Here is a 23396-nt window from a genome sequence, read left to right on the forward strand (position 1 = left end):
AGCAGACCAAAGCGGGGAGGTGGGCAGCCGGGCTCCCTCAAATTCAAGCACCGGCTTCAGTATGAGAGCCTTTACAAACGCCATTCTTCCCCTCCCATGAGATGTTATGATGTATTTTGATTATTTATGATGTTGACAGCCTTCGTATAGTGCCGTCAATATCCATCATAAGGGCCGTGGAGGAACAAGGCCCTGAGGGAGGAGTTCCAATGTCGAATTTGATCCGCGTGTCGCGGCGCCGTTTGCTGGCGTCTGGTGGAAAGGCGGCAGTCCTTGTTGCCGCCGCAGGTATTGCACCGAAATTCATTCGCCCAAGCCGTGCCTATGCGGCCGATGCCCTGGCGCCCGGCATGATCGGTGGCCCGACGGGCTTCGACGGTTCGGAGCGCTACCAGTATGGCGCCGACACGCCCGAGGGCCGCGCCATCGAGGCGGCCAAGGCGATGAAGGGCGCCGGCAAGGCGCCGGCCAAGATCGTGCTTGGCCTGTCCGACGGCTCGATCGGCCAGCTAACCCAGCCGTTTCCGGCCGGCGCGCCGTCGATCAAGGATCTCTGGGAGAAGGAAACCGGCATTCCGTTGGAAATCGTCGGTGTGCCGAACGGCCAGGAATTCACCAAGACGATGCAGGACATCTCCACCAAGGGTGGGGCGTATGACATCTACGCGGTCGAATGGAACCGCCTTGGCGACCTCGCCGAAACCGGCGGCATCCTCAAGCTCGACGACTTCGTCGCGCAATACAAGCCGGAATGGGACGATCCCGAGCGCGGCTATGTCGACGGCGCCAAGGGCGTCTCGCTGCTCAATCAGTATCGTGGCTCGACCTATGGCGTGTCACTGGATGGCGACTTCCAGACATGGGTCTACCGTACCGATCTGTTCGGCGACGCAAACGAGAAGAAGGCCTTCTCCGACAAATACGGCTATGAACTGGCGGCGCCGAAGACCTGGAAGCAGCATGACGAGATCGCGGCCTTCTTCCAGCGCCCGGACAAGGGCCTGTTCGGCTCGACCGATCTGCGCAACCAGGGCTGGGGCTACACCAACTGGTATCAGCGTTATGTCTCAATGGCTTCGCCCAATCAGTTCTTGTTCGACGATGCCGGCAAGCCGCTGATCAATTCGGAGCAAGGTATCGCGGCGACCAGCGAGTACATCGCGTCGCTCTCGCATCATTCGCCGGATGCCATCTCCTGGGGCTGGCCGGAGCAGTACGGCAATTTCGCCAAGGGCGGCGCGGCCATGACCTGTGCCTTCTCCAATCTGCCGAAATTCCTCGACAATGCCGGCAACAAGGATTCAGCTGTCACCGGCAAGATCGGCTCGATGCTGCCGCCCGGCCGCGAAATCGACGGCAAGCTGATCAGCCGGTCGGTGCTGTGGCTCAATCTGTCGGCGTCGGTGTCCTCGCAAGCCAAGAATCCGGAGGCGTGCTACCTGTTCCTGCAGTGGCTGGGCTCAAGCCGCATCTACGCCTGGATGACTGCCAATCCGGGCGGCTACTTCGATCCGTTCCGGCTATCGGATTTCTCGGATCCGCTGGTTCGCCAGACCTATCACGCCTACCACATGGACGTGGTGCGAGAGACGGTCGCCCGCACCGTGCCCACCATCAACTATCCCGGGGCCACCGCCTTCCACAATGCGCTGGACGAGAACCTCGTCGCCGCGCTGACCAAGGCCAAGACAGCCGAGCAGGCGATGGCCGACACCGAGGCCGAGTGGAAGAAGATTGCCCGCCGCACCGGCGAGGAGAAGCTTCTCGAAGCCATCAAGACCAACAAGGAGGCCTGGCCGACCGTCCTCGATCCGATCGCCTGATCCTCGCAGGATCTTACCAAGAAGGGGAGGAGCGGTCGCTCTTCCCCTCGGCAACGAAGGACCCAGCAAAGCCGCAAGATGAAGCGTTCAGTTCCTTTCGAGATATTCCGCTATGCCGCGATCCTTGCGGCGATGGCGGTGACGCTGGTGCCGATCCTGTGGATGGTGTCGATGGCGTTCAAGCCGATCGCCGAATGGTCGGCGACCGGCGCCGACCTGACCTGGTGGCCGAAGAACCCGACACTCAGCAATTTCCGCTTCGTTTTCGGTGAATCGACCAACAATCTGATCGTCGCCCTCGACCGCACAGCTTTGAAGCCGATCCTGTCGTCGCTGCTGTCGGCCACATTCGGCACGGCAATCGCCATGTCGGCGGGCACCGCGGCGGCCTACGGTCTGTCGCGCTTCGGCTCGGGCCAGAACCTGCCGCTGGCGCTGATCCAGCTTCGCCTGTTTCCGCCAATGGCAGTCATGACCCCGGTGATGATCATGTGGGCCTTCCTCAACTTCACCGACAGCTGGTGGGGGCTGTCGTTGATCTACGGCATCGTCACGCTGCCTTTCGCCTTCTGGCTGATGAAGACCTTCTTCGACGACATGCCGCGCGAGATCGAGGAGGCGGCACTGGTCGAGGGCTGTTCGCGGTGGCGCGTCTTCACGCGCATCACGCTGCCGATGATGCGCGCGCCGCTGGCCAGTGCCGCGTTGTTCGTCTTCATCCTCAACTGGTCGGACTATCTGATTGCGCTGCTTCTGACGACGCGCGAATGGGTGACGGTCCCTGTCTACATGGCCTCGCTGTCCTCCTCGATGACCGGCCAACTCTACGGCGCCAAGGCAGCCCTCGGCCTGATAGCCGCAGTGCCGCCTGTCATCATGGGCATCGCCATCCAGCGCCATCTGGTGCGCGGGTTGACCTTCGGGGCGCTCAAGCAATGAGCGCGGTGACTGCGACGATTTCGGAGGGCGACATGCAAGCCTCCAAAGCGCCGTCGGTGCTGCCGGACGAGGGCGCAAAGCTCGGCTTCCGGCTGACGCTGCCGGCGCAGATACTGGTGCTGTTCATTGCCGTCTTCCCGCTCCTGATGCAGCTCTACATCAGCCTGACCGACTGGTCGCCGCTGTCGGGCACCGGCTGGTGGAACGCCTGGTCGATGTGGAACAGTTTCGCCAACTACACCGACCTTGCCGCCGATGCGCGCTTCTGGAGTGCGCTGAAGCGCACGGCCATCGTCATGATCGTCTGCGTGCCGGCGGAGTTCCTGCTCGGCTTGGTGCTCGCGACACTGTTTGCCGACGAGTTCCCCGGCAAGCGGATCTTCTACTCGATCCTCTTGATGCCGATGATGGTGGTGCCGGCGGTGGCCGGCTACATGTTCTTCATGCTGTTTCAGTCAGGCGGCCCGGTCAACGACATCCTGTCGGCGATCTCAGGCTTTCCCGTCACCATCGCCTGGCTGTCGGACCCGACGCTGGCGCTCATCGCCGTCATGGTCGCCGACATCTGGCAGTGGACGCCGCTGATGTTCCTGATCCTGCTTGCCGGCCTGGTCGGCGTGCCCGACGACCAAATCAAGGCGGCGACTCTGCTCGGCGCCAACCCGTGGCAGCGCTTCGTCACCATCGTGCTGCCGAAGATGAAGACGATCATCATCATCGCGCTGGCGATCAGGGTGATCGAGAACTTCAAGATATTCGACACGCTTTACATCATGACCGGCGGCGGTCCCGGCGTCGCTACCGAAACCATCTCCGTCTACATCTACAAGCTCACCACCCAGGACCTGATCTGGGGCTATGTGGCGGCAATCGCGCTGGCCATATTGATCGTGCTGTCCATCGCCGCGGTGTTTGCCATGAAACGCATGGCCCGGGTACGCGAGGTGGCGGTATGAGCACCATCCACCTGCAGAACCTGGTCAAGAAATTCGGCGACTTCACCGCGCTGAAGACGATGGACCTGGCCATTGCCGACGGCGAGTTCATGGCGCTGCTCGGGCCGTCCGGCTGCGGCAAGTCGACGACGATGAACATGATCGCCGGCATGGAAGAGCCGACCAGCGGCAAGATCCTTTTCGGCGAGCGTGACATGGCCGGCGTGCCGATGGGGCGGCGCGGCGTCGGCTTCGTCTTCCAGAACTATGCGATCTTCACTCATATGAGCGTGCGGCAGAACCTCGCCTACGGGCCGAAAATGCGCGGCGCACCAAAGGCCGAGATCGGCCGCCGTGTCGGCGCCATTGCCGAGATGCTGCAACTGACGCCGCTGCTCGACCGCAAGGCGGACAGGCTGTCGGTCAACATTTTGCAGCGGGTGGCGATCGGCCGTTCGGCGATCATGGAGCCGGCGATCTTCCTGCTCGACGAGCCGCTGTCCAATGTCGATGCCGCCTTCCGGGCGGTGATGCGGACCGAACTGAAGCAGTTGCAGCGGCAGTTCCGGCAGACCATGGTCTACGTCACCCACGATCAGCTTGAAGCAATGACCATGGCCGACCGCATCGCGGTGATGGACCACGGCGTGCTGCAGCAGGTCGGCACGCCGCTCGAGGTCTATAACAATCCGGCCAATGTCTTCGTCGCCCGCTTTATCGGCGCGCCGGGCATGAACCTGCTCAAGGGCAGGCCGGCGGAAAGCGACCGTGGTCTGGTCATCGATCTCGGCCCGCTCGGCGTGACACCGCCACTGCCGGTCGAGATCGCCGATGCCGTACGCAGGATGCGCGGCGAGGTGTTTTATGGCTTTCGACCGGAGCAGGTGACGCTGGCTGAAGGTGGCCGTGGCCTGTCCATGCCGGTGAGTTTCGTCGAGCGGATCGGCGCGCGCACCATCATCCACCTTGGCGACGGGGAAACCGCAGTTAAGGCGGTGTTCGACAATGATGTCGGGCTGGCGATCGGGCAGACAGTGGTCGTCGCGCCGGCGGCGGAGGCGGTGCGCGTCTTCGACGCCGCCTCCGGTCTTGCATTGAGAGCAGGTTGAGATGGCCGACATCGTTTTCCATAATGTGACAAAACGCTATGGCGGCACGCTTGCCCTCGACGATGCGTCGTTCGCGGTGAACGACAACGAGTTCTTCTGCTTCTTCGGGCCGCCGCTGTCGGGCAAGTCGACGATACTGCGTCTGGTGCTCGGGCTGGAAACCCCGGACGCGGGCGAGGTCCTGATCGGCGGAAAGCCGGTCAACACGGTGTCGCCGGCCGAGCGCAACGTCGCCATGGTGTTCCAGAATTTGGCGCTGTTTCCGCATATGAACGCGCGCGACAACATCCGCTTTCCGCTGGTCGAACGCCGGGTCGCCGAAGCCGAGATCGAAAAACGCGTCGCCGACGTCGCGGCCAAGCTGCATATCGGCCATATCCTGCACAAGCCGCCGGCGCAGCTTTCGGGCGGCGAGCGGCAGCGCGTGGCGATTGCCCGCGCGCTGGTGCGCGACCCGGCCGCCTATCTGATGGATGACCCGATTTCGGCGCTCGACGCCCGGCTGCGCGAGGAGACGCGCGTCGAGCTCAAGCGCATCCAGCGCGAGCTTGGCAAGACGCTGATCTATGTCACGCACGACCAGGAAGAAGCGATGTCGGTCGCCGACCGAATGGCCATTCTGGAGAACGGCAAGATCAGGCAGATCGGCGCGCCTGCCGAGATCTATGACCGGCCGGCCAGCACCTATGTGGCGCGGCTGCTCGGCTCGCCGATGATGAATATATTGAAGTCGGTGCATGGCGCGGAAGGCGTGGAGGCGGCGGAAGGCACAGTCCGCATCGCGGATGCCGGCGCCCCGGCCGATGCCGTGGAAATTGGACTCAGGCCGGAAGACATCAAAGTTAGGGCCTGGTCGGAGGGGGGCGCGGGCCGCGCGGCGCGAGTGTTCGAGGTCGAGCCGCTCGGCGGCTACACCGTTGTGACGCTCGCCGCCGGGCCGGCGCGTCTGCGGGCGCTGTTGCGCGGCCAGCCGGACATCAGGCCGGACGCGATGGTGGCGATATCCTGCGAGCCGGGCAGGGTGCATTATTTCGGGCAAGGCGGCGGAGCGCTGGCAAGATGACGGCGGCTGCAAGGAACGAGCTTCGGGAGGAACATATGGCAAGCCAAGAAATGGCGGGCAACGGCTTCGAGCCGGACGTTAAAGTCCGCACCAGAGAATACAGGATCGGCTGCGTTGGTGCCGGCATGATCATGGCCGAATGTCACCTTGCCGCCTACAAGGAAGCCGGTTTCCCGGTGGTGGCGATTGCCTCGCGGACCAAGGCCAGCGCCGAGAAGGTCGCCAAACGCTGGGATATCCCAACCGTCCACGACACGCCGGAACAGCTCATCGAGGACAAGAACGTCGAGATCATCGACCTTGCCTTTCCACCGGACAAGCAGCCGGCACTGATCCGTCATGCTCTGAAGCAGGCACATATCAAGGCGATCCTGGCGCAGAAGCCATTGGCGCTGTCCCTTGAAGAGGCCGTCAAACTTCGCGACGAGGCGGCCAAGGCAGGCAAGATCCTCTCGGTCAACCAGAACATGCGTTACGACCAGTCGATGCGCGTCTTGAAGCAGATCATCGACAGCGGCGCGCTCGGCGACATCGTTTTCGCCCAGATCGACATGCATGCGATCCCGCACTGGCAGAGCTTCCTCGAGGACTATGACCGGCTGACGCTCGCCAATATGAGCGTCCACCATCTCGACGTATTGCGCTTCCTGTTCGGCGATCCCTTGGAGATCACCACCCTGACCCGCAAGGATCCGCGCACCCGCTTCGATCATTCGGACGGCATCACCGTGTCGACGATAAAGTTCCCGTCGGGCGTGCTCGCCGTATCGCTTGAGGATGTCTGGTCCGGTCCGCGCCAGGAGGGCTACAAGGACGACCAGCACATCAACTGGCGCGTCGACGGCACCAAGGGCGTCGCCACGGGCACCATCGGCTGGCCGACAGGTTCTGCCTCGACGCTGACATATGCCTCGACCGAGACCACCGGTGGTGAATGGGTGACGCCCAGCTGGGACACGATGTGGTTCCCGCATGCCTTCATCGGCGTCATGGAGCAGCTCCAGCACGCGGTCAAGACGGGCGAGCCGCCGGCGCTGTCCGTCGCCGACAACGTCAAGACCATGGCGCTGGTCGAAGCCGGCTACCGCTCCATCGACAAGGGCCGGACCGTCAAGCTTACCGAAATCTCGATCAACTGAAACACCGGACGACTGAATCACTTACAGGGAGGACTTCACACCATGATGCAGGCAGGTATTTTCACGGGTTATTTCCCGTATGGCCTCAAGGAAACCGCGCAGAAGATCCGTGCGCTCGATTTCAACACCGTGCAGCTCGACCTGCATTTCAGGGATATCGACCTTTCCGCCGGACAGATCACCAAGGACAAGGCCAAGACTGTCCGCGATACGTTCCGCGACCACAATCTGCCGATCTGCTGTGTGTCGGGCTACACCAACATCATCCATCCGGACCTGGGCGAGCGCGAGCGGCGCGTCGGCTATTTGAAGGAGATCATCCGCAACGCACGCCATTTCGGCACCCCTTACGTGATCTCGGAAACCGGTACCTACAACACCGAGTCCGACTGGGTGCATCACCCGAAGAACAAGACCGAGGAAGGTTTTGAGGAATGCCGCAAGGTCATCGCCGACCTTGCCCAGACCGCCTATGACCACGGCGCAGTCTTCCTGCTCGAAACCTATGTCAACAATGTCGTCGGTTCGGTCGAAGAGACGGTGAGGATGTTCGCGCAGATCGACCACCCAGGCCTCGGCCTGCTGATGGACCCGACCAACTATTTCGAAACCCACAACATCGACAGGATGGACCAGATCCTGAACCAGGTGTTCGACACGTTGACCGACAAGATCAAGATTGCCCACGCCAAGGACGTCAAGCGTTCCGGCGGCGACAAGTCGGAAAAGCACGCAGACATCGGCGACGAGGACGCGCTGGAGAGCCACACTTTCCGCGGCGTCGGCGAGATCGAGCTGCCGGCGCCCGGTCTCGGTTCGCTGAACTACGACCTCTATCTCAAGCGGCTGGCCGAAAAGCACCCGAACATCCCGGTCATCATCGAACATCTTTCGGAAGACGACGTGCCGCGCGCCAAGAAATTCCTCGACGGGAAATTCCGCACCAACGGTCTGTGATGGCGCGGTTCGGCTACGAAACAAGGGAGGAAGAGAAATGTTGAAATTCGCGTTGAAAATCGCGGCTGCGGCGACCCTGCTCGCCGGCGTGACCATGGCCTCGGCGCTGGCACAGGACGCCCAGAAGACGTTCTACCTGCTGTCGCATGGCGGCCCGTCGGATGCCTTCTGGATCGACTGGAATGCCGGCGCCACCAAGGCCTGCGACCAGCTCAAGGTGACCTGCAAGATCTCGTTCAGCGGCGGCGACATGGCGGCGCAGAAGGAGGCCTTCAACTCCGCACTCGCCGCCAAACCGGACGGCATCGCCACGACCTCGGCGCAGCCCGGCCTGTGGACCGAGGAGGTCAAGGCAGCCAAGGCGGCCGGCATCCCGATCGTGTTCTTCAATACCGACGATCCGGCGACCGGCCGGCAGGCCTATGTCGGCGCCGACCTTAAGGAAGCCGGTGTCATCTGGGCGAAATATCTGGTCGACCACAATATGGTGAAGCAGGGCGACAAGGTGTTCCTGCCGGTCGAAGTGCCAGGCGCCAGCTACCAGCAGCTCGAGACCGAAGGCATCGCCAGCGTCTTCGATCCGCTCGGCATCAAATATGACGTGGTCGATTGCGGCACCGATCCGGCCGGCATCATCGCCAAGATGACCGACTACATGGTCGCCAACAATCCGCCGGCGATCATCGCGCTCGGCGATTCCGTTGCGGCCAGCGTCAAGCGGGTGTTCGACGGCGCCGGCGTGCCGGCCGGCAAGATTCCGGTCGTCGGCTGGGGCAATTCGAAGGAAACGGCCGAGTCAGTGAAGTCCGGCTTCATCAACGCGGCTGCCTGGCAGTTCCCGTCAGCGCAGGGCTTCATGCCGGTGGCGCTGCTCGGTTTGGCCGCCGCTGGCGAACCGATCGGCTACGACATCCACACGTTCAGCCTCTACGACGCGTCGAGCGTCGAACCGATCCTGAAACTCTACAACAAGTGATTGAAATTAACGCTCGCCGCGCAGGCGGCGGGCGTCACCTTGAAATATGGTCGAAACAGTCATGACAATTGCCGCAGAAGAGGAAATGCCGCGTGCCAAACGCAGGTCGAGCCTGATGCGCTCGCCGCAGTTCTCTTCGCTCGTCATCCTGATTGTCCTGCTTGCGGTGTTCGCGATCGCCGACGCGAATTTCCTGTCGCCGCTCAACATCTCCAACATGATGGCGTTCCTGCCCGAGCTCGGCATCATCGCGCTCGGCATGACGCTGCTTCTGACGGCGGGCGAGTTCGACCTTTCGGTCGGTGCCGTATTCGGGCTGGCGCCGGTCGTCGTCATGCTGCTGGTGCAGAACGGCGGGTTTGATATTGGCCTCGCGCTGCTGGCCGGCCTGCTGCTCTGCATAGCGATCGGTGCGATCAACGGGCTGATCGTCACCAAGATCGGCATCTCGTCCTTCCTGGTGACACTGTCGATGCTGCTCGTCGTGCGTGGGGCAGCGCTTTACATCACCCAAGGCTTTCCGCTGAAATCCTGGAACCAGCCAGGCTTCTTCGTGACGCTGCTGGCCGGCAGCTTCAATATCGGAACGTTCCGTTTCTATACCTCGCTGTGGTGGTTCATCGGCCTGTCGCTACTGGCGATCTATGTGCTGCACTACGCCAAGCTCGGCAACTGGATCAGCGCTATCGGCTCGAACCGTAACGCTGCCGTGGCGCGCGGCGTGCCGGCCGATGCGGTCAAGATCTGGCTGTTCATCCTGACCTCGGTGCTGGCCGGTCTCGCCGGCATGATCAGCGCCTTCCGCATCTCTGCCGCCTCGCCGGTGGCCGGCACCGGGTACGAGCTCGAAGTGATCGCCATGGTGGTGGTCGGCGGCACTGCGCTGACCGGTGGGCGCGGCACCATCCTAGGCACCATCGTCGGCGCGCTGATGCTGCGCAGCATCCGCAACGGCATCGTGCTGATCGGCGTGCCCGGGCTCGCCTATAACATCTTCGTCGGCGTCATCATCCTTGCCATGCTCATCCTGCACGCTTTGCTGCAGAAGAACGCCGCCAGGAGCTGATCATGGAAGTGCTTCGGCTGCAGAATTTGCAAAAATCCTTCGGCAGCGTCCGCGCCCTGAAGAGCGCCTCCTTCACGCTCAACGAGGGCGAAGTGGTGGCCTTGCTCGGCGACAACGGCGCCGGCAAATCGACATTAATCAAGGCGATCTCCGGGGTCTTTCCCGTCGATCGCGGCGACATCTATGTGCGCGGCCAGAAGGTCTCCATCCGCTCGACGCGCGACGCGATGGATCTCGGCATCGAGACCATCCACCAGGACACCTCGCTGGCTCCCGATCTCAGCATCGCGCGCAATCTTTTCCTCGGCCGCGAGCCGGTCAATCTCAAATGGCTTGGCGTGTTCGCGCCGCTCGATCTCGCTCGATTGCGCGATGCTGCGTCGGCTCTATTGAAGCGCGTCGGCATCTCGAAGAAACTCGACGCCGATGCGCTGGTCAGCACGCTGTCAGGCGGCGAGCGTCAGTCGATCGCCATCTCGCGCGCCATGCAGTTCGCCGCCAAGGTCATCATCCTCGACGAGCCGACCAACAATCTCGGCGTCGAGGAAACGCACGGCGTGCTGCGCTTCGTCAAGGAAGTGCGCGATGCCGGTCACTCGGTGCTTTTGATCACCCACAACATCCATCACGTCTTCCAGGTCGCCGATCGCATCATCGTCATGCGCCGCGGCGAGATCGTCGCCGAGCAGACGGTCGCCGGCACCGATCTGCTGACCGTGGAAAGCATCATCACCGGCGCCGACATGTCGGCCCTGCTCAAGGAGACGAGAGCGAAGTGAAGGACGGGAGCAAAGTGAAAGAACTGGCCGTCACATGGTAGAGCTTTACGGCAAGACGCTGTCGCGCCGGCAGGTCTCGGAACGGTCCGGCATGCTGTCGCAGTTCGCCGGCGTGCGGCTGATGACGCTTGGCGACGGCGTCGAGCGCGGCATCCGCATGCTCGAATTCCGCACCGGCTCCGGCCTGCGCTTCACCGCGCTGGTCGACCGGGCGCTCGATATCGCCGACTGCGACTTCAAAGGCCAGGCGATCGGCTGGCACTCGCCGAGCGGTTTTCGCCATCCCGGCCTGCACGAGTATGAAGGCGAGGAGGGATTGGCGTGGGCGCGGTCGTTTTCCGGCCTTCTGCTGACCTGCGGCCTCGACCATATATTGTTCATGAACGAAGTACCGGCCGATACCTACAACTACCCGCCGAAGAAGACGGTGCGCCATTCGCTGCACGGCCGCGTCAGCACCATTCCGGCGCGGCTGACCGGCTATGGCGAGACCTGGGACGGCGACCGCTGCGTGTTGTGGGCCGAAGGCATCGTCCAGCAATCGACTGTATTCGGTGAAGATCTGCATCTGCTGCGGCGGATCGAGGCCGATGTCGGCGGCAACGAGATCCGGCTTTCGGACCGTGTCGTCAATCACGGCTTCAACCGGACGCCGCATATGTATTTCTACCACATCAATGTCAGTCATCCGGTGCTCGACGAGGGATCGCGCTACCTGGCGCCGATCCGCGACGTCGTCTGGGCAGGCCATGCCGGCGAGCGCTATGAAGCGCAGAAGGTCGGCTACCGCACGGTGCCGGCGCCGCAACCGGGATTCAAGGAACAGGTCTGGCAGCACGAACTCGGCGCCGACGGCGCCGGCAATGTGCCGATGGCGGTGGTCAACGACAGGCTCGGCCTCGGCTTCGAGGTGGTCACGCGCAAGGACCAATTGCCCTGCGCCTATCAATGGCAGAATTTCCAGGCCGGGCAGTACGCGCTTGGCATCGAGCCGTCGACGCATCATGTACTGGGAAATCTGGCCGCGCGCGAACGCGGCGAGATGATTTGGCTGGAGCACGGCGAGAGCCGCTCCTACGATGCCGTGTTCCGGGTTCTCGACGGCGCCGGCGAGATCGCCGCCGCCGAGAGCCGGATCGCGGCAATCGCCAGGCAGCCGCGAGAGGACTACCCGCAGCCGTCGGGCCGTTTTCCTGTTCTTGGAGGCAGGTCGTGATAATGGCGAACAAGATACGGGACACCAGTTGGGAGGCTGGCTCCGGCCGGAGCGGGGAGGGCTCGCGGCAGATCGGGAATCGGAGGTCACAATGGCTGGCACGGTAAAGCGCGATTACAGCCTGGTCGGCGAAAGCACGCGCAGGGCGATCGAGACGGGACTGGCCTCGGCGGAGTGGTACCACACGGATGTCCCTCGCAAGGCGATCAAGGAGCTGATGCAGCGCTCAGACAGCCCGGCGATCCGCGACACGATCATCTGGATCGTCGCCATCCTCGGCTCCGCCGCCGGCGCCATCTATTTCTGGGGCACCTGGTGGTGCGTGCCGTTCTTCTTCGTCTACGGCGTGCTCTACGGCTCCTCCAGCGACTCGCGCTGGCACGAATGCGGCCATGGCACTGCCTTCCGCACGCGCTGGATGAACGATGTCGTCTACCAGATCGCCAGCTTCATGCTGATGCGCAACCCGGTGACCTGGCGCTGGAGCCATGCCCGGCACCATACAGACACGATCATCGTCGGCCGCGACGCCGAGATCGCCGTGATGCGCCCGCCGGACCTTTTGCGTGCGGCGCTGGCTTTCACCGGCATCCTTGATTTTCGCTATTCGCTTCCGGCGCTGGTACGCCAGGCGCTCGGCAAGCTGACGCCCGACGAGAAAAGCTACGTTCCCGAGATGGAACAGCACAAGGCCGTCATCGCGGCGCGCTGGCATATTGCCATCTACATCGCCACGATAGCACTCGCCCTCTACATGCAGTCGTGGGTGCCGGTGGTGCTCATCGGCGTGCCGCGCCTCTACGGCACCTGGCACATGGTGATGACCGGCCTGCTGCAACACATCGGTCTGGCCGACAACGTCGTCGACCACCGGCTCAACACCCGTACCGTGTACATGAACCCGATCAGCCGGTTTATCTACTGGAACATGAACTACCACGTCGAGCACCACATGTTTCCGATGGTGCCCTATCACGCGATGCCCAAGCTGCATGAATTGATCAAGCACGATCTGCCGGAGCCGAACCCGTCGATATGGCATGCCTATCGCGAGGTCTGGCCTGTCCTGCTCAGGCAGCTCAAATACGAGGATCATTTCCTCAAGCGCGAACTGCCGCCAACGGCCAGGCCCTATCGTGGCGAGTTCCACGAAGTGAACATGTCGGCGGCGGCTGAATAGGCACCGCACCGGCGCCATGCAGAAAATTTCAGGAGAGATATAGAATGGCCGATTGGGTCGAAGCGTGCGCCGTGGACGATGTCGAAGAGGAAGATGTCATCCGCTTCGACCATGGCGGCCGCACCTTCGCGATTTACCGTTCGCCGGACGATGAATTCTTCGCCACCGACGGGTTTTGTACGCATGAGAAGGCGCATCTGGCCGATGGGCTTGTCATGGACGACATCATCGAATGCCCAAAGCACAATGGCCGCTTCAATTACAAGACCGGCCAGGCCAAAGGGGCTCCCGTCTGTGTCAATCTGCAGACCTATGCGGTCAAGGTGGAAGCTGGCAAGGTGATGATCCAGATCGCCTGACCGGCCTTCTGTCACGTAGCAAAGGGGACCAAAATCCATGAGCCGGAAAAGACCGACCGTCGCAGACCTGCGGGCCATGAAGGGCAAGCGGCAGCTGACGATGCTGCGCGTGCTGACGATGGACGAGGCCGAGGCCGCCGAACGCGCCGGCGTCGATATCGTCTCGGTGCCGCCGGAGCTGGTGCTCAATCCGCAATACCGCGATGCGGCACCCAGCCTGTTCACCATGCCGGGCGAGAATTTCTTCGAAATCGGCACCGCCGATGATTTCGTCCGCTGGGCGTTCCGGCTCTACAAGGCCAGCGCCGATGCCGTCTATTGCAGCGCCGGCTACGCCACCATCAAGCGGATGGCCGACGATGCCATTCCGGTGATCGGCCATGTCGGCCTCATCCCGTCACGCGCCACCTGGACGGGCGGCTTCAAGGCTGTCGGCAAGACCGCCGACACCGCCATGCAGGTGTTCGAGGCGGTGAAGCAACTGGAGGCCGCCGGCGCGATCGGCGCCGAGATCGAGGTGGTGCCGGTGGAAGTGGCCAAGGCGATCTCGGAACGGACGTCGCTGATCATGCTGTCGATGGGAGCGGGCACCGGCTGTGACGCGCAGTATCTGTTCGCCGACGACATCCTCGGCCAGAACCGCGGCCACATGCCTCGGCATTCCAAGGTCTATCGCAATTTCGCCGCCGAATACGATCGCCTGCAGGCCGAACGCATCGCCGCCTTTTCCGAATATGTCGCCGATGTGAACAGCCTGGCCTATCCCGAAGACAGGCACGTCGTGCACATGGACCCGGACCAGCTCAGCCTGTTCCTGGAGAAGATCGAAGCCGCATGAGATACGCCGGCTGCGGCGCGAAGCGCCATCGTGGATCGTGAAAGGCCGGTCCGGCGGCAGGGCTGGGTCATCGCATAGCCGGCAGCGATGCCACACGAAAGTTTGTTGGACCAGGTCTGGACGGCACCGGCCAGATGCTGTTGAAACCGGTGCGTCATCGGTTTGCCGGACAATTGTGCGGTTGCCGATGGAGCGGGTGAAAATTCCCCTTCGGACAGTTCTGTGCATGACCGCCATTCCCGAAAACAAAGCCTTGCCCGAAACCGCGCCGGCGGCGCGGCAAGCCCGGCGGGTGGCGCTGATCGTCGCCGTCGCCTTTTTCATGCAGCTTCTGGATTCGACCATCATCTCGACCTCGCTGCCGCAGATGGGAGAATCCTTCGGCGTGCCGGCGGTGGCGATGAGCATCGGCATCACCGTTTATATGCTGACCATGGCGGTGTTCGTGCCGCTGTCCGGCTGGCTTGCCGACCGTTTTGGCACGCGCAACATCTTCCTCGTGGCGATCGCCCTGTTCACGCTGGCCTCGCTCGTTTGCGGCATCTCACAGAACCTGGCCGAGTTCGTCGCCGCACGCGCGGTTCAGGGCCTGGGCAGCGCGCTGATGACGCCGGTCGGCCGCATCCTGGTGCTGCGCAACGCGCCGAAATCCGAGCTTCTCAACGCCACGGCGCTGATCACCTGGCCGGCGCTGTTTGCGCCGGTGGTCGGGCCGGTGCTTGGCGGCTTCATCACCACTTATCTCTCCTGGCACTGGAATTTCTTCATCAACATTCCGCTTGGGGTTGCCGGTTTGGCGCTGGTTGCCCGCTTTATTCCTGGCGACCGCGAAGCTGGGGCCAAGCCGCTCGACTGGCCGGGCTTCCTGCTGACCTCGGTCGGGCTCGCCTCGATGCTCTATGGCCTCGAGCGCATCGCGCATCCGCAAAAGGGTGCGTTGCCGACCGTGGCACTGCTCGGCACGGGCATTTTGGTCGGCTGGCTGGCGGTGCGGCATCTGCGACGCGCCAACCATCCGCTGCTCGATCTCACAGCTTTCAAGGTGCAGACCTTCGCCATCTCGACGCTGTCGGCCGGCACGATTTTCCGGATCGCCATTAACGCCACGCCATTTCTGCTGCCGCTTTTGTTCCAGGTCGGCTTCGGCCTGAGCCCGGTCGATGCCGGCATGATGATCCTGGCCTATTTCCTCGGCAATCTCGGCATGAAGGCGGTGACGACGCCGACGCTGAGGCGCTTCGGCTTCCGTTCGGTGCTGATCGTCAACGGGGTGATCGCTTCCTTGTCGATCATGGCCTGCGCGGCGCTTTCGCCGCAGACGCCGCAAGCGTTGGTGGTGGTGCTGATGCTGATCGCCGGACTGTCGCGATCGATGCAGTTCACCGCGCTGAACACGCTGGCCTTCGCCGATGTGGCCTCACAGCAGCGTAGTTCGGCGGCGACGTTGTCCAGCATGCTGCAGCAGATAGCGATGCTGTTCGGCGTGGCGGTCGCGGCGGCGCTGCTCAACCTGTCGCAGATCGCCAGGGGCGTGCCGGCGCTCGATCTCGTCGACTTCCGCCTTGCCTTCCTGGTGATCGGCGCAATCGGTCTCGTCGCCTCGTTCCGCTTTCTGGCGTTACCGAACGCTGCCGGCGCCGAGGTCTCGGGCCATGCTTTGCGGATTTGACGCGGGAATCCAGCGGCGATCGCGGACATAAATTCTGCCTGCTTCGCTCGTTGTGGAACAAACTTTTGCGAGCGCTCCGATCGGCACGGTTAATTGCAAAAGTGCTTGAGTTCCTGGCATTGCGCCAGCCTCGCCAATCGGCGCGTCCACCGCAGAATTTCCTCGCAAGCCGGCCTGCAATGCGCGGATTCATTTGACGAATTGGTCTTGAGCCGATTAGCTTTCGTTCCGATGGCCGCAGAGGGAGCAGGGCGTAGCCATCGCGGGTGAAAGCGGGCAATGAACGCGACCGGCTGGCTAAACTGGAGAAGCCTGAACCAGGAGGGCATTGTCTTTGCCATCGCGGTTGTGCTGTTCATTGCCGCCGCCATCGGACTGCCCGGGTTTATCAACTCGAACAATCTCGTTGCCATCGTACGCTCGGTCTCGGTGCTGGGCATATTGGCGCTTGGCATGGCGGTCGTCATTATCGGCAGGGGCATCGACCTGTCGGCGGTGGCGATCATGGCGATGTCGGTCGCGTGGTATCTGCAACTGCTGAATTCGGGAACATCCGACGGGCTGGCCTTCGCCTATGTGCTCGCTGGCGTTCTCGCCATCGGGCTGTTGAACGGAATCCTGGTCGCCTACGCCGAGGTTCCGGCGATCTTCGTGACGCTGGCGACCGCATCCTTCGTCTTCGGCTATGTGCGTTCACAACTGATCACGCAGGACGCCGTGCCGGTGCCGCCCGGCCATTGGGTCGAGCTTCTGGGCGGGCTGCGTTTCCTCGACATCCCGGTCGAGGTGTTTGTCTTCGCCGGGCTGGCTTTCGCCTTCTTCCTGTTCCTGCGCTACACCAAATGGGGCCGCTACGTCTATTTCGCCGGTGACAACCCGGTCGCCGCGCGCAACATCGGCATTCCAGTGCGCCCGATGCTGGTGCTGCGCTACGTGCTGTCGGCCCTGGTCTCGCTGGTGGCCGGCCTGCTCACCGCCGCCAGCCTGCATTCGATCAACACCCGCATCGTCAATTCCACGCTGCTCTACGACATCGTGCTGGTGGCGGTGATCGGCGGCATCGGTCTGTCTGGCGGGCGGGGCGGGGTGCGCAACGTGCTGGTGGGTGCCGCGCTGATTGGCATCCTGCTCAACGCCATGACCATCATCGATATTCCGCTGCTCTATCAGAACCTGATCAAGGCCGCGATCCTGCTGGCGGCGATCATCGTCGATGGGTTCATCAATCCGCGCGACGAGCAGACCGCGCAGCAAGGCGACATTTAGACTGACGCGAACGGTTGGGGCCGGCCGCGAACGACAACGACCAAACCAGAGGATGTGACATGAAAATCATCAGGACGTTTATGGCTGCCGCGGCAGCGCTTGCCGCCTCCGCATTCGTGGCGCCAGGCTTCGCGGCCGAAGATCCGGGTCCGGGCGCCTATTCGCAAGCGCTCAAGGGCAAGCGTGTGATGCTGGTCCCGATGGCGATGGGCTTCGACCTGGCACAGGGCTGGGCGCATTACCTGAAGACGGAGGTCGAGGCCTGGGGTGGCGTGTTCGAGACGCGTGACCCGAACTGGGTGGTCGATGCCGGCGCGCAGGCGATAACCGACGCAATCTCGTCGGACACCAGGCCGGACGTGCTGATCATCCATTCGCCGGACCTCAACTCCTATGCCAAGCTGATGAAGAAGGCGCAGGCGGCCGGCACCTATGTGCTTTTGGTCGACAATCCGGCGAACTTCCCGGCCGATGCCTTTGTCGGCAGCGACTGGGATCGCCTCGGCCAGCTGGAAGCCGAAGCGGCGATCAAGGGTTGTGGGCCGAACTCGTCCAAGAAGATCGGGCTGGTGCAGGGCGACCAGGCCAACTCATCGAGCCTTTACCAGTATGCCGGCATCATGAAGGTGCTGGACAGGAACCCCGACTTCAAGGTCGTGGCCAAGCCGGACTCCAACTGGGATGCGACGACCTCGCGAAACGTGACGACGACGATGCTGCAGCAGAACCCCGACATCTGCGCCATCATCGATTTCTGGGACGGCGACGCGACCGGCGCATCGGCTGCGATCCGCGATGCCAAGCTCGAGGGCAAAGTCTTTCTGGTCACCACCGGCGGTGGCGAAAAGACCGCCGACTGCGACAAGCTGCAGGACGGCACCTATGGCGCGGTGGTGATGACCGATCTTGCCCGCCAGTCGGGCGACATGAACGCCGTCATCAAGTTCCTGTTGCAGAGTGGCCAGCCGGCCGGCACCTCGCACACCTACATCTACACGCTGGAGAAGGCGACAACCAAGGCCGACCTCAAGCCAGACAGCTGCTGGGACTTGAAGGCACTGCAAGCCCAAGCTGCGGCCAAGTAAACCGCGGGTCCGTTGCAAGCATCGACGAGGTGGCCGGACCGGGTTCGGCCGCCTCTTTCTCTCTTGAGTGGCAGCAGCAACCGATGTCCTTTCGCGAACGCCTTCAATCCTGGCGCTACAATCTCGTGCCCGACCACCTCGTCGGCGAGATCCTAAGCAAACGCTGGACCGACAACGCCATTCCTTTCCTGGCGCTGGTGGCGACGCTCAGCGTGTTCGGTTCGATCATCCCCGGCTTCTTCAAGCCGATGTCGCTGCAGGAATCGACCCGCCAGCTCGGCGAATTCTCGCTGGTCGTCACCGGTATGACGGTGGTCATGCTTGGCGGCGGCATCGACCTTTCGGTCGGCTCGATCTTCGCGCTGTCGTGCTTTTCCGCCGTGTTCGTCTTCTTCATCCTCGAACAATCGGTGTGGCTGGCGCTGGCCGCCTCGATCGCCACCGGGCTGCTGTTCGGCGCGATCAACGGCTATCTGATCGGCTATTTCAGGCTGCGCGCGTTCCTGACGACGCTGGTCACCTTCATCTTCGGGCGGGCGCTGTTCGACATTTTAGTCACCACTTATGCCGCCGACGTCCAGCTTTCCGATGCAACATCGGATGTGCTGGACTTCATCGGCGACGACACCTTCTGGGGCCTCTCGGTTGCGGTGTGGGCGGCGATTATCCTGGCCATCATTACCCACGTCGCGTTGACGCGCTCGCGGCCCGGCTGGCATGTGCAGGCGGTGGGCGGGTCGCGGCGATCGGCCCACAATGCCGGCATCCGCGTGCGCCGCACCGTATTCATGACCTATGTGTTTTCCGGCTTCTGCGCCTCGCTCGGCGGCTTCCTCATCGCCTGCCGGCTGAGCGGGGCAGGGCCGGGCACAGGCCTCAACCTCGAGGTCATGGCACTGACAGCGGCGGTCGTCGGCGGCGTCAGCCTGGGCGGCGGTCGCGGTTCGGTGATTAAGGGGCTGATGGGCGCGATCATCGTGCTGACCATGACCAACGGGCTGATCCGGCTGGGCTATGGCACCGGCACCAACCAGATGGTGCTGGGCATCATGCTGGCCGTCGCCGTCACCATCGACATTCGCTGGCTGAAGAACCGTCACAAGGTTCTGGACGAGGTCTATGTCGCACCGGTCTACCTGAAGATGGGGGCAACGCAGTCGGCTGCACCGGGCTCGGGCACCCCTTACGAACTCGACAACCGATTGTCGGAGGCCGACCATATCGGGCTCGGCGAGCTGGAAGGTCCGGAAGACGTCATCCTCGACCGCGACGACCATCTCTATTGCGGCACCAGGCATGGCGAGATCGTCCGCTTCTTCGCGCCGGACTACAAACGCTCGGAGGTCTTTGCCCATATTGGCGGCTTTCCGCTCGGCCTGGCCTTCGACAAGACAGGCAATCTGATCAGCTGCGTTGGCGCGATGGGCCTTTATTCGGTTTCGCCGCAGCGCGAGGTGAAGCGGCTTTCGGCGGAAACGTCGCGCTCCTGGACCTCGATCGTCGACGATGCGCGGCTGCGCGATCCCAATGATTGCGACATCGCGCCGGACGGCCGCATCTATTTCACCGATTCCACCAAGCGCTATGACGCGCACGACTGGGCGCTGGATTCGATCGAGAACCGCGCCACCGGGCGGCTGCTCGTCTATGACCCGAGGGACGGGTCGACGAAAACGCTGCTCGACGGCTACCGCTATACCAACGGCGTCTGCATGGCGCATGACGGCAAGTCGCTGTTTTTTGCCGAAAGCTGGGCCTGCCGCGTGCATCGATATTGGCTGGAAGGGTCGAAAGCAGGCAGCGCAGAATGCGTCATCCGCGACATGCCGGGCTACCCCGACAACATCAACCGTGCCTCCGACGGCAATTACTGGATGGCCTGGCTCGGCATGCGCACGCCGAGCTTCGACCTGTCGCTGCGCCATCCCGACATGCGCAAGCGCATGACGCGCCGGCTGCCGCAGGACGAATGGCTGTTCCCCAACATCAACACCGGCGGTGTGGTGAAGTTCAACGAGAAGGGCGGCATCGTCGAAGCGATGGGCGATCTGTCGGGCGCCGCTCACCCGATGGTGACTTCGATGCGCGAGCACAAGGGTTTTCTGTTCGTCGGCGGTATTCTCAACAACCGCATCGGCCGCTACAGGATTGCCGGGGCCGACCCGAACTGGACCAGCCCCGCTTCCTACTGGGGAGCAAAGGCATGATGCTGGACCCGATCCTCGACATCTTCCGCGGCAAGGCGATGACCATCCCGCCGCTCGACGGTGCCTTCAGGCCGAACACGCTGCTGGACGATGTTGCGGCCTTCGCCGAACTGCTCCAGCCCGATAATCTGCTGGTCGCCGACGGCCGGCTGCTGGCGTCCAGCGGCAATGCCGCCTACGCGCTCGCCGCCGGTGGCGCGCCTGTTCTGGTCGAGACATTTCCGGCCGCGGTCACAGCGCTCGCGCGCTCGCCCGCCGGCGAACTGACGGTCGGGCTCGAAAGCGGCAGGCTGCTGATTGCAGGCAAGGAGGCCGCCCTGCCGGCCGAGATCCGCTGCATCACAGCACTCGCCTATGCGGAAGATGGCACGCTTTGGCTGGCCAATGGCTCGGCCGACCACGGGCCGTCGCAATGGGCCGCCGATCTGATGAAGAAGGGTGCATCGGGTTCGCTGTGGAAGCGCGATCCGGCAGGCAGCGAATTCCGCAAGCTCGCCGGTGACATCGCCTTCCCCTATGGGCTGCATCCAACCGGCAAGGATGTGCTGGTCGGCGAGAGCTGGCGGCACCAACTCGTCCGCTTCGACAGCGCGACAGGCAGCCGCTCGACGGTGCTGGCGCATCTGCCCGGCTATCCCGCACGGCTGTCGCCTGCCGCCGACGGTGGCGCCTGGCTTACGCTGTTTGCGCCGCGCAACCGGCTGATCGAATTCGTACTGCAGGAAACGCACTACCGAAACGACATGCTCGCGCAAGTGCCGCCGCAACACTGGATCGCGCCGGCGCTCGCCTCCAACCGAAGCTTCCTCGAGCCGCTGCAATGCGGCGGCATCCGCACCATGGGCATCCACAAGCCGTGGTCGCCGAGCCGCTCCTACGGGCTGGTGGTCAGGCTCGATCGGGAGATGCGGCCGCAATTCAGCCTGCACAGCCGCGCCAACGGCACGCGCCACGGCATCTGCAGCGTGGCGGAGACAGACGGTCGCCTGTTCATCGCCTCGAAAGGCGGCGATTGCCTGCTGGCGATCGATCTGGCCTCAGGAGGGCATCGCTGATGGAGCCGATCGTCCGCCTGGAGAACGTGACCAAGACCTATCGCGGCGTGCCCGCGGTGAAGAATGTCAGCTTCGAGCTGCGCAAGGGCGAGATCCACGCGCTGCTCGGCGAGAATGGTGCTGGAAAATCGACGCTGACCAAGATCATCGCCGGCGTCGTCGACGCGACATCGGGAACGATGTTCCACAAGGGCCAGGAGATCGCCTACGCCTCGCCGCATGCGGCGCTTGAAGCCGGCATCGCCATGGTGTTCCAGGAGACCAGCCTGGTGCCGTCGATGACGGTGGCGCAGAACCTTTATCTCGGCACGGAAAGCTTTCTCAACCGGCTGCGCGGCACCTACATTTCGGCGCAGCAGTTTCTGCAATCGCTGAACTTTCCCGTCGACCCGAACGCAATGGTGGCGACGCTGGGCGCGGCCAAGCGGCAGATGGTCGAGATCGCGCGCGCCGTCCACCACAATGCCGAGATCATCATCTTCGACGAGCCGACGGCGACGCTGACGCCAGAGGAAAAGCGGCACTTCTTCGCGCTGATCCGCCGGCTCAAGGCAAGGGGCGTGTCGATCGTCTTCATCAGCCATGCGCTCGAAGAGGCGCTTGATATCGCCGACCGCATCACCATCCTGCGCGACGGCGAGCTGGTGATCACCGACGATACCGCCGCTTTCGATCGCGACAGGATCGTCGCGGCGATGGTCGGGCGCACGCTGTCGGGGCAGCTCTACAGCCAGCGCGACGAGACCAAGCTGCGCAAGCCCGGCAAGAAGGTGCTGTCGGTGCAGGACATCTCGATGAGCAACGTCGTGCGCAACAATTCCTTCTCGATCTTCGAGGGCCAGATCACCGGGGTGTTCGGGCTGATCGGCTCGGGCCGCACCGAGACATTCAAGATCGTCTCCGGCATCTACAAGCGCGACTTCCTGCGCGGCGGCAGCATCGAACTGCACGACCGGCCGGTGCGCTATCTCGTGCCGAGCGAGGCGGTGGCGGACGGCATCGTCTATGTCACCGAAGATCGCAAAAGCGAGGGGATTTTCGAGACGATGGACGTCGCCGAGAACCTGTTCGGCGGCTTTTTGGCGGCGGGGCGGGAAAAGAGCTGGGTAATCAATGCGCAGGAGATGCGGGCGCTGTCGGCCGAATGGACCAGGACGCTGAACGTCAAGGCGATCAACGACAATGCGCGCGTGGTCGAGCTTTCCGGCGGCAACCAGCAGAAGGTGGTGATCGGCAAGGGACTGGTGCAGAAGCCGCGCATCGTCATCTTCGACGAACCGACGCGCGGCGTCGATGTCGGCGCCATCGCCGAGATCCACCAGATCATCAACCGGCTGGCCGACGAGGGCTTGGCCGTCGTCGTCATCTCGTCCTATCTGCCGGAGATCATGAACCTGTCCGACCGCATCCTGGTCTGCCGGCAAGGCCGCATCGTCGAGGAGTTCTCGCCTGCGGAGGCGACGGAGGAGAAGATCATGTACGCGGCGGTGCACTAGGTTCCCGGGCGCGGAAGGTTGACATTTGGATGGTTTTTGCGCCGGCGGATCGTACACTTTGGAGATTGGCCGAGGCGCCCGTCGTTTCGTCATCGTGGGGCGAAGCAAGGAGCGAAGCGACGCGGCGCAGACCCCAGGATCCATATGTGGACGGCGCCCTGCCTGCAACGGTTGTTTTGCGTCGTTTTCGATCGCTTGCGTCCATATGTCCGGCCTTTGAGCACGGTCCTTGCGGCCGC

Annotated in this window: 20 protein-coding genes; all 20 read left to right on the forward strand. The window is 63.1% G+C overall.

The genetic code is table 11. From position 1 onward, the window contains the following. Positions 1–209: 209 nt before the first annotated feature. The 20 genes from NKI18_RS29445 to NKI18_RS29540 all read left to right on the forward strand — a co-directional run bounded on the left by NKI18_RS29445 (position 210) and on the right by NKI18_RS29540 (position 23157). Positions 210–1823: an extracellular solute-binding protein gene (locus NKI18_RS29445; RefSeq protein WP_352621613.1), complete on the forward strand. Its 1614-nt coding sequence runs from the start codon at positions 210–212 to the stop codon at positions 1821–1823. A 78-nt stretch (positions 1824–1901) separates the two neighbouring features. Beyond that, the gene (locus NKI18_RS29450) at positions 1902–2762 is read left to right on the forward strand and encodes a carbohydrate ABC transporter permease (protein WP_254820511.1); all 861 of its coding nucleotides are present in this window, start codon (positions 1902–1904) and stop codon (positions 2760–2762) included. After that, positions 2759–3718, forward strand: a complete 960-nt coding sequence (locus tag NKI18_RS29455; RefSeq protein WP_352621615.1) for a carbohydrate ABC transporter permease — start codon at positions 2759–2761, stop codon at positions 3716–3718. Before NKI18_RS29450 ends, NKI18_RS29455 begins: the two co-directional genes overlap by 4 nt. Further along, on the forward strand, positions 3715–4806 hold the full coding sequence (locus NKI18_RS29460; protein WP_352621617.1) for an ABC transporter ATP-binding protein: 1092 nt from the start codon (positions 3715–3717) through the stop codon (positions 4804–4806). Before NKI18_RS29455 ends, NKI18_RS29460 begins: the two co-directional genes overlap by 4 nt. 1 nt (position 4807) lies before the next feature. Next, entirely contained in the window at positions 4808–5869 is a 1062-nt protein-coding gene (locus NKI18_RS29465) for an ABC transporter ATP-binding protein (protein ID WP_352621619.1), read from the forward strand. A gap of 50 nt (positions 5870–5919) precedes the next feature. Further along, positions 5920–7008 (forward strand): Gfo/Idh/MocA family protein, encoded by a 1089-nt coding sequence (locus tag NKI18_RS29470; RefSeq protein WP_352621644.1) that lies wholly within the window; start codon positions 5920–5922, stop codon positions 7006–7008. 42 nt (positions 7009–7050) lie between these two features. Further along, positions 7051–7965: a sugar phosphate isomerase/epimerase family protein gene (locus tag NKI18_RS29475; RefSeq protein WP_352621621.1), complete on the forward strand. Its 915-nt coding sequence runs from the start codon at positions 7051–7053 to the stop codon at positions 7963–7965. Between the two features lie 37 nt (positions 7966–8002). Further along, positions 8003–8941, forward strand: coding sequence for a sugar ABC transporter substrate-binding protein (locus tag NKI18_RS29480; protein WP_352621623.1), 939 nt, complete (start codon positions 8003–8005; stop codon positions 8939–8941). A 61-nt stretch (positions 8942–9002) separates the two neighbouring features. Beyond that, a complete protein-coding gene (locus tag NKI18_RS29485) occupies positions 9003–10007 on the forward strand; it encodes an ABC transporter permease (RefSeq protein WP_352621625.1) in 1005 nt (334 codons plus the stop codon). Next, the gene (locus NKI18_RS29490; protein WP_023675783.1) at positions 10004–10786 is read left to right on the forward strand and encodes an ATP-binding cassette domain-containing protein; all 783 of its coding nucleotides are present in this window, start codon (positions 10004–10006) and stop codon (positions 10784–10786) included. The genes NKI18_RS29485 and NKI18_RS29490 overlap by 4 nt, the downstream gene beginning before the upstream one ends. 34 nt (positions 10787–10820) lie before the next feature. Beyond that, positions 10821–12002: an aldose 1-epimerase family protein gene (locus NKI18_RS29495; protein ID WP_352621627.1), complete on the forward strand. Its 1182-nt coding sequence runs from the start codon at positions 10821–10823 to the stop codon at positions 12000–12002. A 91-nt stretch (positions 12003–12093) separates the two neighbouring features. After that, positions 12094–13182 (forward strand): fatty acid desaturase family protein, encoded by a 1089-nt coding sequence (locus tag NKI18_RS29500; protein ID WP_352621629.1) that lies wholly within the window; start codon positions 12094–12096, stop codon positions 13180–13182. A 44-nt stretch (positions 13183–13226) separates the two neighbouring features. Then, positions 13227–13541 carry a MocE family 2Fe-2S type ferredoxin gene (locus NKI18_RS29505; protein ID WP_352465283.1) on the forward strand — a complete coding sequence of 105 codons (315 nt, stop codon included), beginning with the start codon at positions 13227–13229 and terminating at the stop codon, positions 13539–13541. A gap of 37 nt (positions 13542–13578) precedes the next feature. Continuing rightward, positions 13579–14379 (forward strand): 3-methyl-2-oxobutanoate hydroxymethyltransferase, encoded by an 801-nt coding sequence (locus NKI18_RS29510; protein WP_023675787.1) that lies wholly within the window; start codon positions 13579–13581, stop codon positions 14377–14379. 226 nt (positions 14380–14605) lie between these two features. Next, complete coding sequence (locus NKI18_RS29515; protein ID WP_352621632.1) at positions 14606–16048, forward strand: DHA2 family efflux MFS transporter permease subunit; 1443 nt, start codon at positions 14606–14608, stop codon at positions 16046–16048. A 279-nt stretch (positions 16049–16327) separates the two neighbouring features. Next, on the forward strand, positions 16328–17314 hold the full coding sequence (locus tag NKI18_RS29520) for an ABC transporter permease (protein ID WP_023675789.1): 987 nt from the start codon (positions 16328–16330) through the stop codon (positions 17312–17314). Between the two features lie 59 nt (positions 17315–17373). Continuing rightward, a complete protein-coding gene (locus NKI18_RS29525) occupies positions 17374–18399 on the forward strand; it encodes a sugar ABC transporter substrate-binding protein (protein WP_352621634.1) in 1026 nt (341 codons plus the stop codon). Between the two features lie 83 nt (positions 18400–18482). Further along, positions 18483–20606, forward strand: coding sequence for an ABC transporter permease (locus NKI18_RS29530; protein WP_352621636.1), 2124 nt, complete (start codon positions 18483–18485; stop codon positions 20604–20606). Continuing rightward, positions 20603–21661 carry an SMP-30/gluconolactonase/LRE family protein gene (locus tag NKI18_RS29535; RefSeq protein ID WP_352621638.1) on the forward strand — a complete coding sequence of 353 codons (1059 nt, stop codon included), beginning with the start codon at positions 20603–20605 and terminating at the stop codon, positions 21659–21661. Before NKI18_RS29530 ends, NKI18_RS29535 begins: the two co-directional genes overlap by 4 nt. Further along, a complete protein-coding gene (locus NKI18_RS29540; protein ID WP_352621640.1) occupies positions 21661–23157 on the forward strand; it encodes a sugar ABC transporter ATP-binding protein in 1497 nt (498 codons plus the stop codon). Before NKI18_RS29535 ends, NKI18_RS29540 begins: the two co-directional genes overlap by 1 nt. The last annotated feature ends 239 nt before the right edge of the window (positions 23158–23396 follow it).

Origin of the sequence: Mesorhizobium sp. M0800 (assembly GCF_040320095.1) — a bacterium.
Taxonomy (GTDB): domain Bacteria; phylum Pseudomonadota; class Alphaproteobacteria; order Rhizobiales; family Rhizobiaceae; genus Mesorhizobium.

Coding starts and splice junctions, on each gene's coding strand:
- NKI18_RS29450 (WP_254820511.1), top strand. CDS start 1,902: ATGAAGCGTTCAGTTCCTTTCGAGATATTCCGCTATGCCGCGATCCTT.
- NKI18_RS29530 (WP_352621636.1), top strand. CDS start 18,483: ATGTCCTTTCGCGAACGCCTTCAATCCTGGCGCTACAATCTCGTGCCC.
- NKI18_RS29495 (WP_352621627.1), top strand. CDS start 10,821: ATGGTAGAGCTTTACGGCAAGACGCTGTCGCGCCGGCAGGTCTCGGAA.
- NKI18_RS29505 (WP_352465283.1), top strand. CDS start 13,227: ATGGCCGATTGGGTCGAAGCGTGCGCCGTGGACGATGTCGAAGAGGAA.
- NKI18_RS29485 (WP_352621625.1), top strand. CDS start 9,003: ATGACAATTGCCGCAGAAGAGGAAATGCCGCGTGCCAAACGCAGGTCG.
- NKI18_RS29525 (WP_352621634.1), top strand. CDS start 17,374: ATGAAAATCATCAGGACGTTTATGGCTGCCGCGGCAGCGCTTGCCGCC.
- NKI18_RS29515 (WP_352621632.1), top strand. CDS start 14,606: ATGACCGCCATTCCCGAAAACAAAGCCTTGCCCGAAACCGCGCCGGCG.
- NKI18_RS29510 (WP_023675787.1), top strand. CDS start 13,579: ATGAGCCGGAAAAGACCGACCGTCGCAGACCTGCGGGCCATGAAGGGC.
- NKI18_RS29465 (WP_352621619.1), top strand. CDS start 4,808: ATGGCCGACATCGTTTTCCATAATGTGACAAAACGCTATGGCGGCACG.
- NKI18_RS29535 (WP_352621638.1), top strand. CDS start 20,603: ATGATGCTGGACCCGATCCTCGACATCTTCCGCGGCAAGGCGATGACC.
- NKI18_RS29470 (WP_352621644.1), top strand. CDS start 5,920: ATGGCGGGCAACGGCTTCGAGCCGGACGTTAAAGTCCGCACCAGAGAA.
- NKI18_RS29455 (WP_352621615.1), top strand. CDS start 2,759: ATGAGCGCGGTGACTGCGACGATTTCGGAGGGCGACATGCAAGCCTCC.
- NKI18_RS29500 (WP_352621629.1), top strand. CDS start 12,094: ATGGCTGGCACGGTAAAGCGCGATTACAGCCTGGTCGGCGAAAGCACG.
- NKI18_RS29445 (WP_352621613.1), top strand. CDS start 210: ATGTCGAATTTGATCCGCGTGTCGCGGCGCCGTTTGCTGGCGTCTGGT.
- NKI18_RS29480 (WP_352621623.1), top strand. CDS start 8,003: ATGTTGAAATTCGCGTTGAAAATCGCGGCTGCGGCGACCCTGCTCGCC.
- NKI18_RS29540 (WP_352621640.1), top strand. CDS start 21,661: ATGGAGCCGATCGTCCGCCTGGAGAACGTGACCAAGACCTATCGCGGC.
- NKI18_RS29520 (WP_023675789.1), top strand. CDS start 16,328: ATGAACGCGACCGGCTGGCTAAACTGGAGAAGCCTGAACCAGGAGGGC.
- NKI18_RS29460 (WP_352621617.1), top strand. CDS start 3,715: ATGAGCACCATCCACCTGCAGAACCTGGTCAAGAAATTCGGCGACTTC.
- NKI18_RS29475 (WP_352621621.1), top strand. CDS start 7,051: ATGATGCAGGCAGGTATTTTCACGGGTTATTTCCCGTATGGCCTCAAG.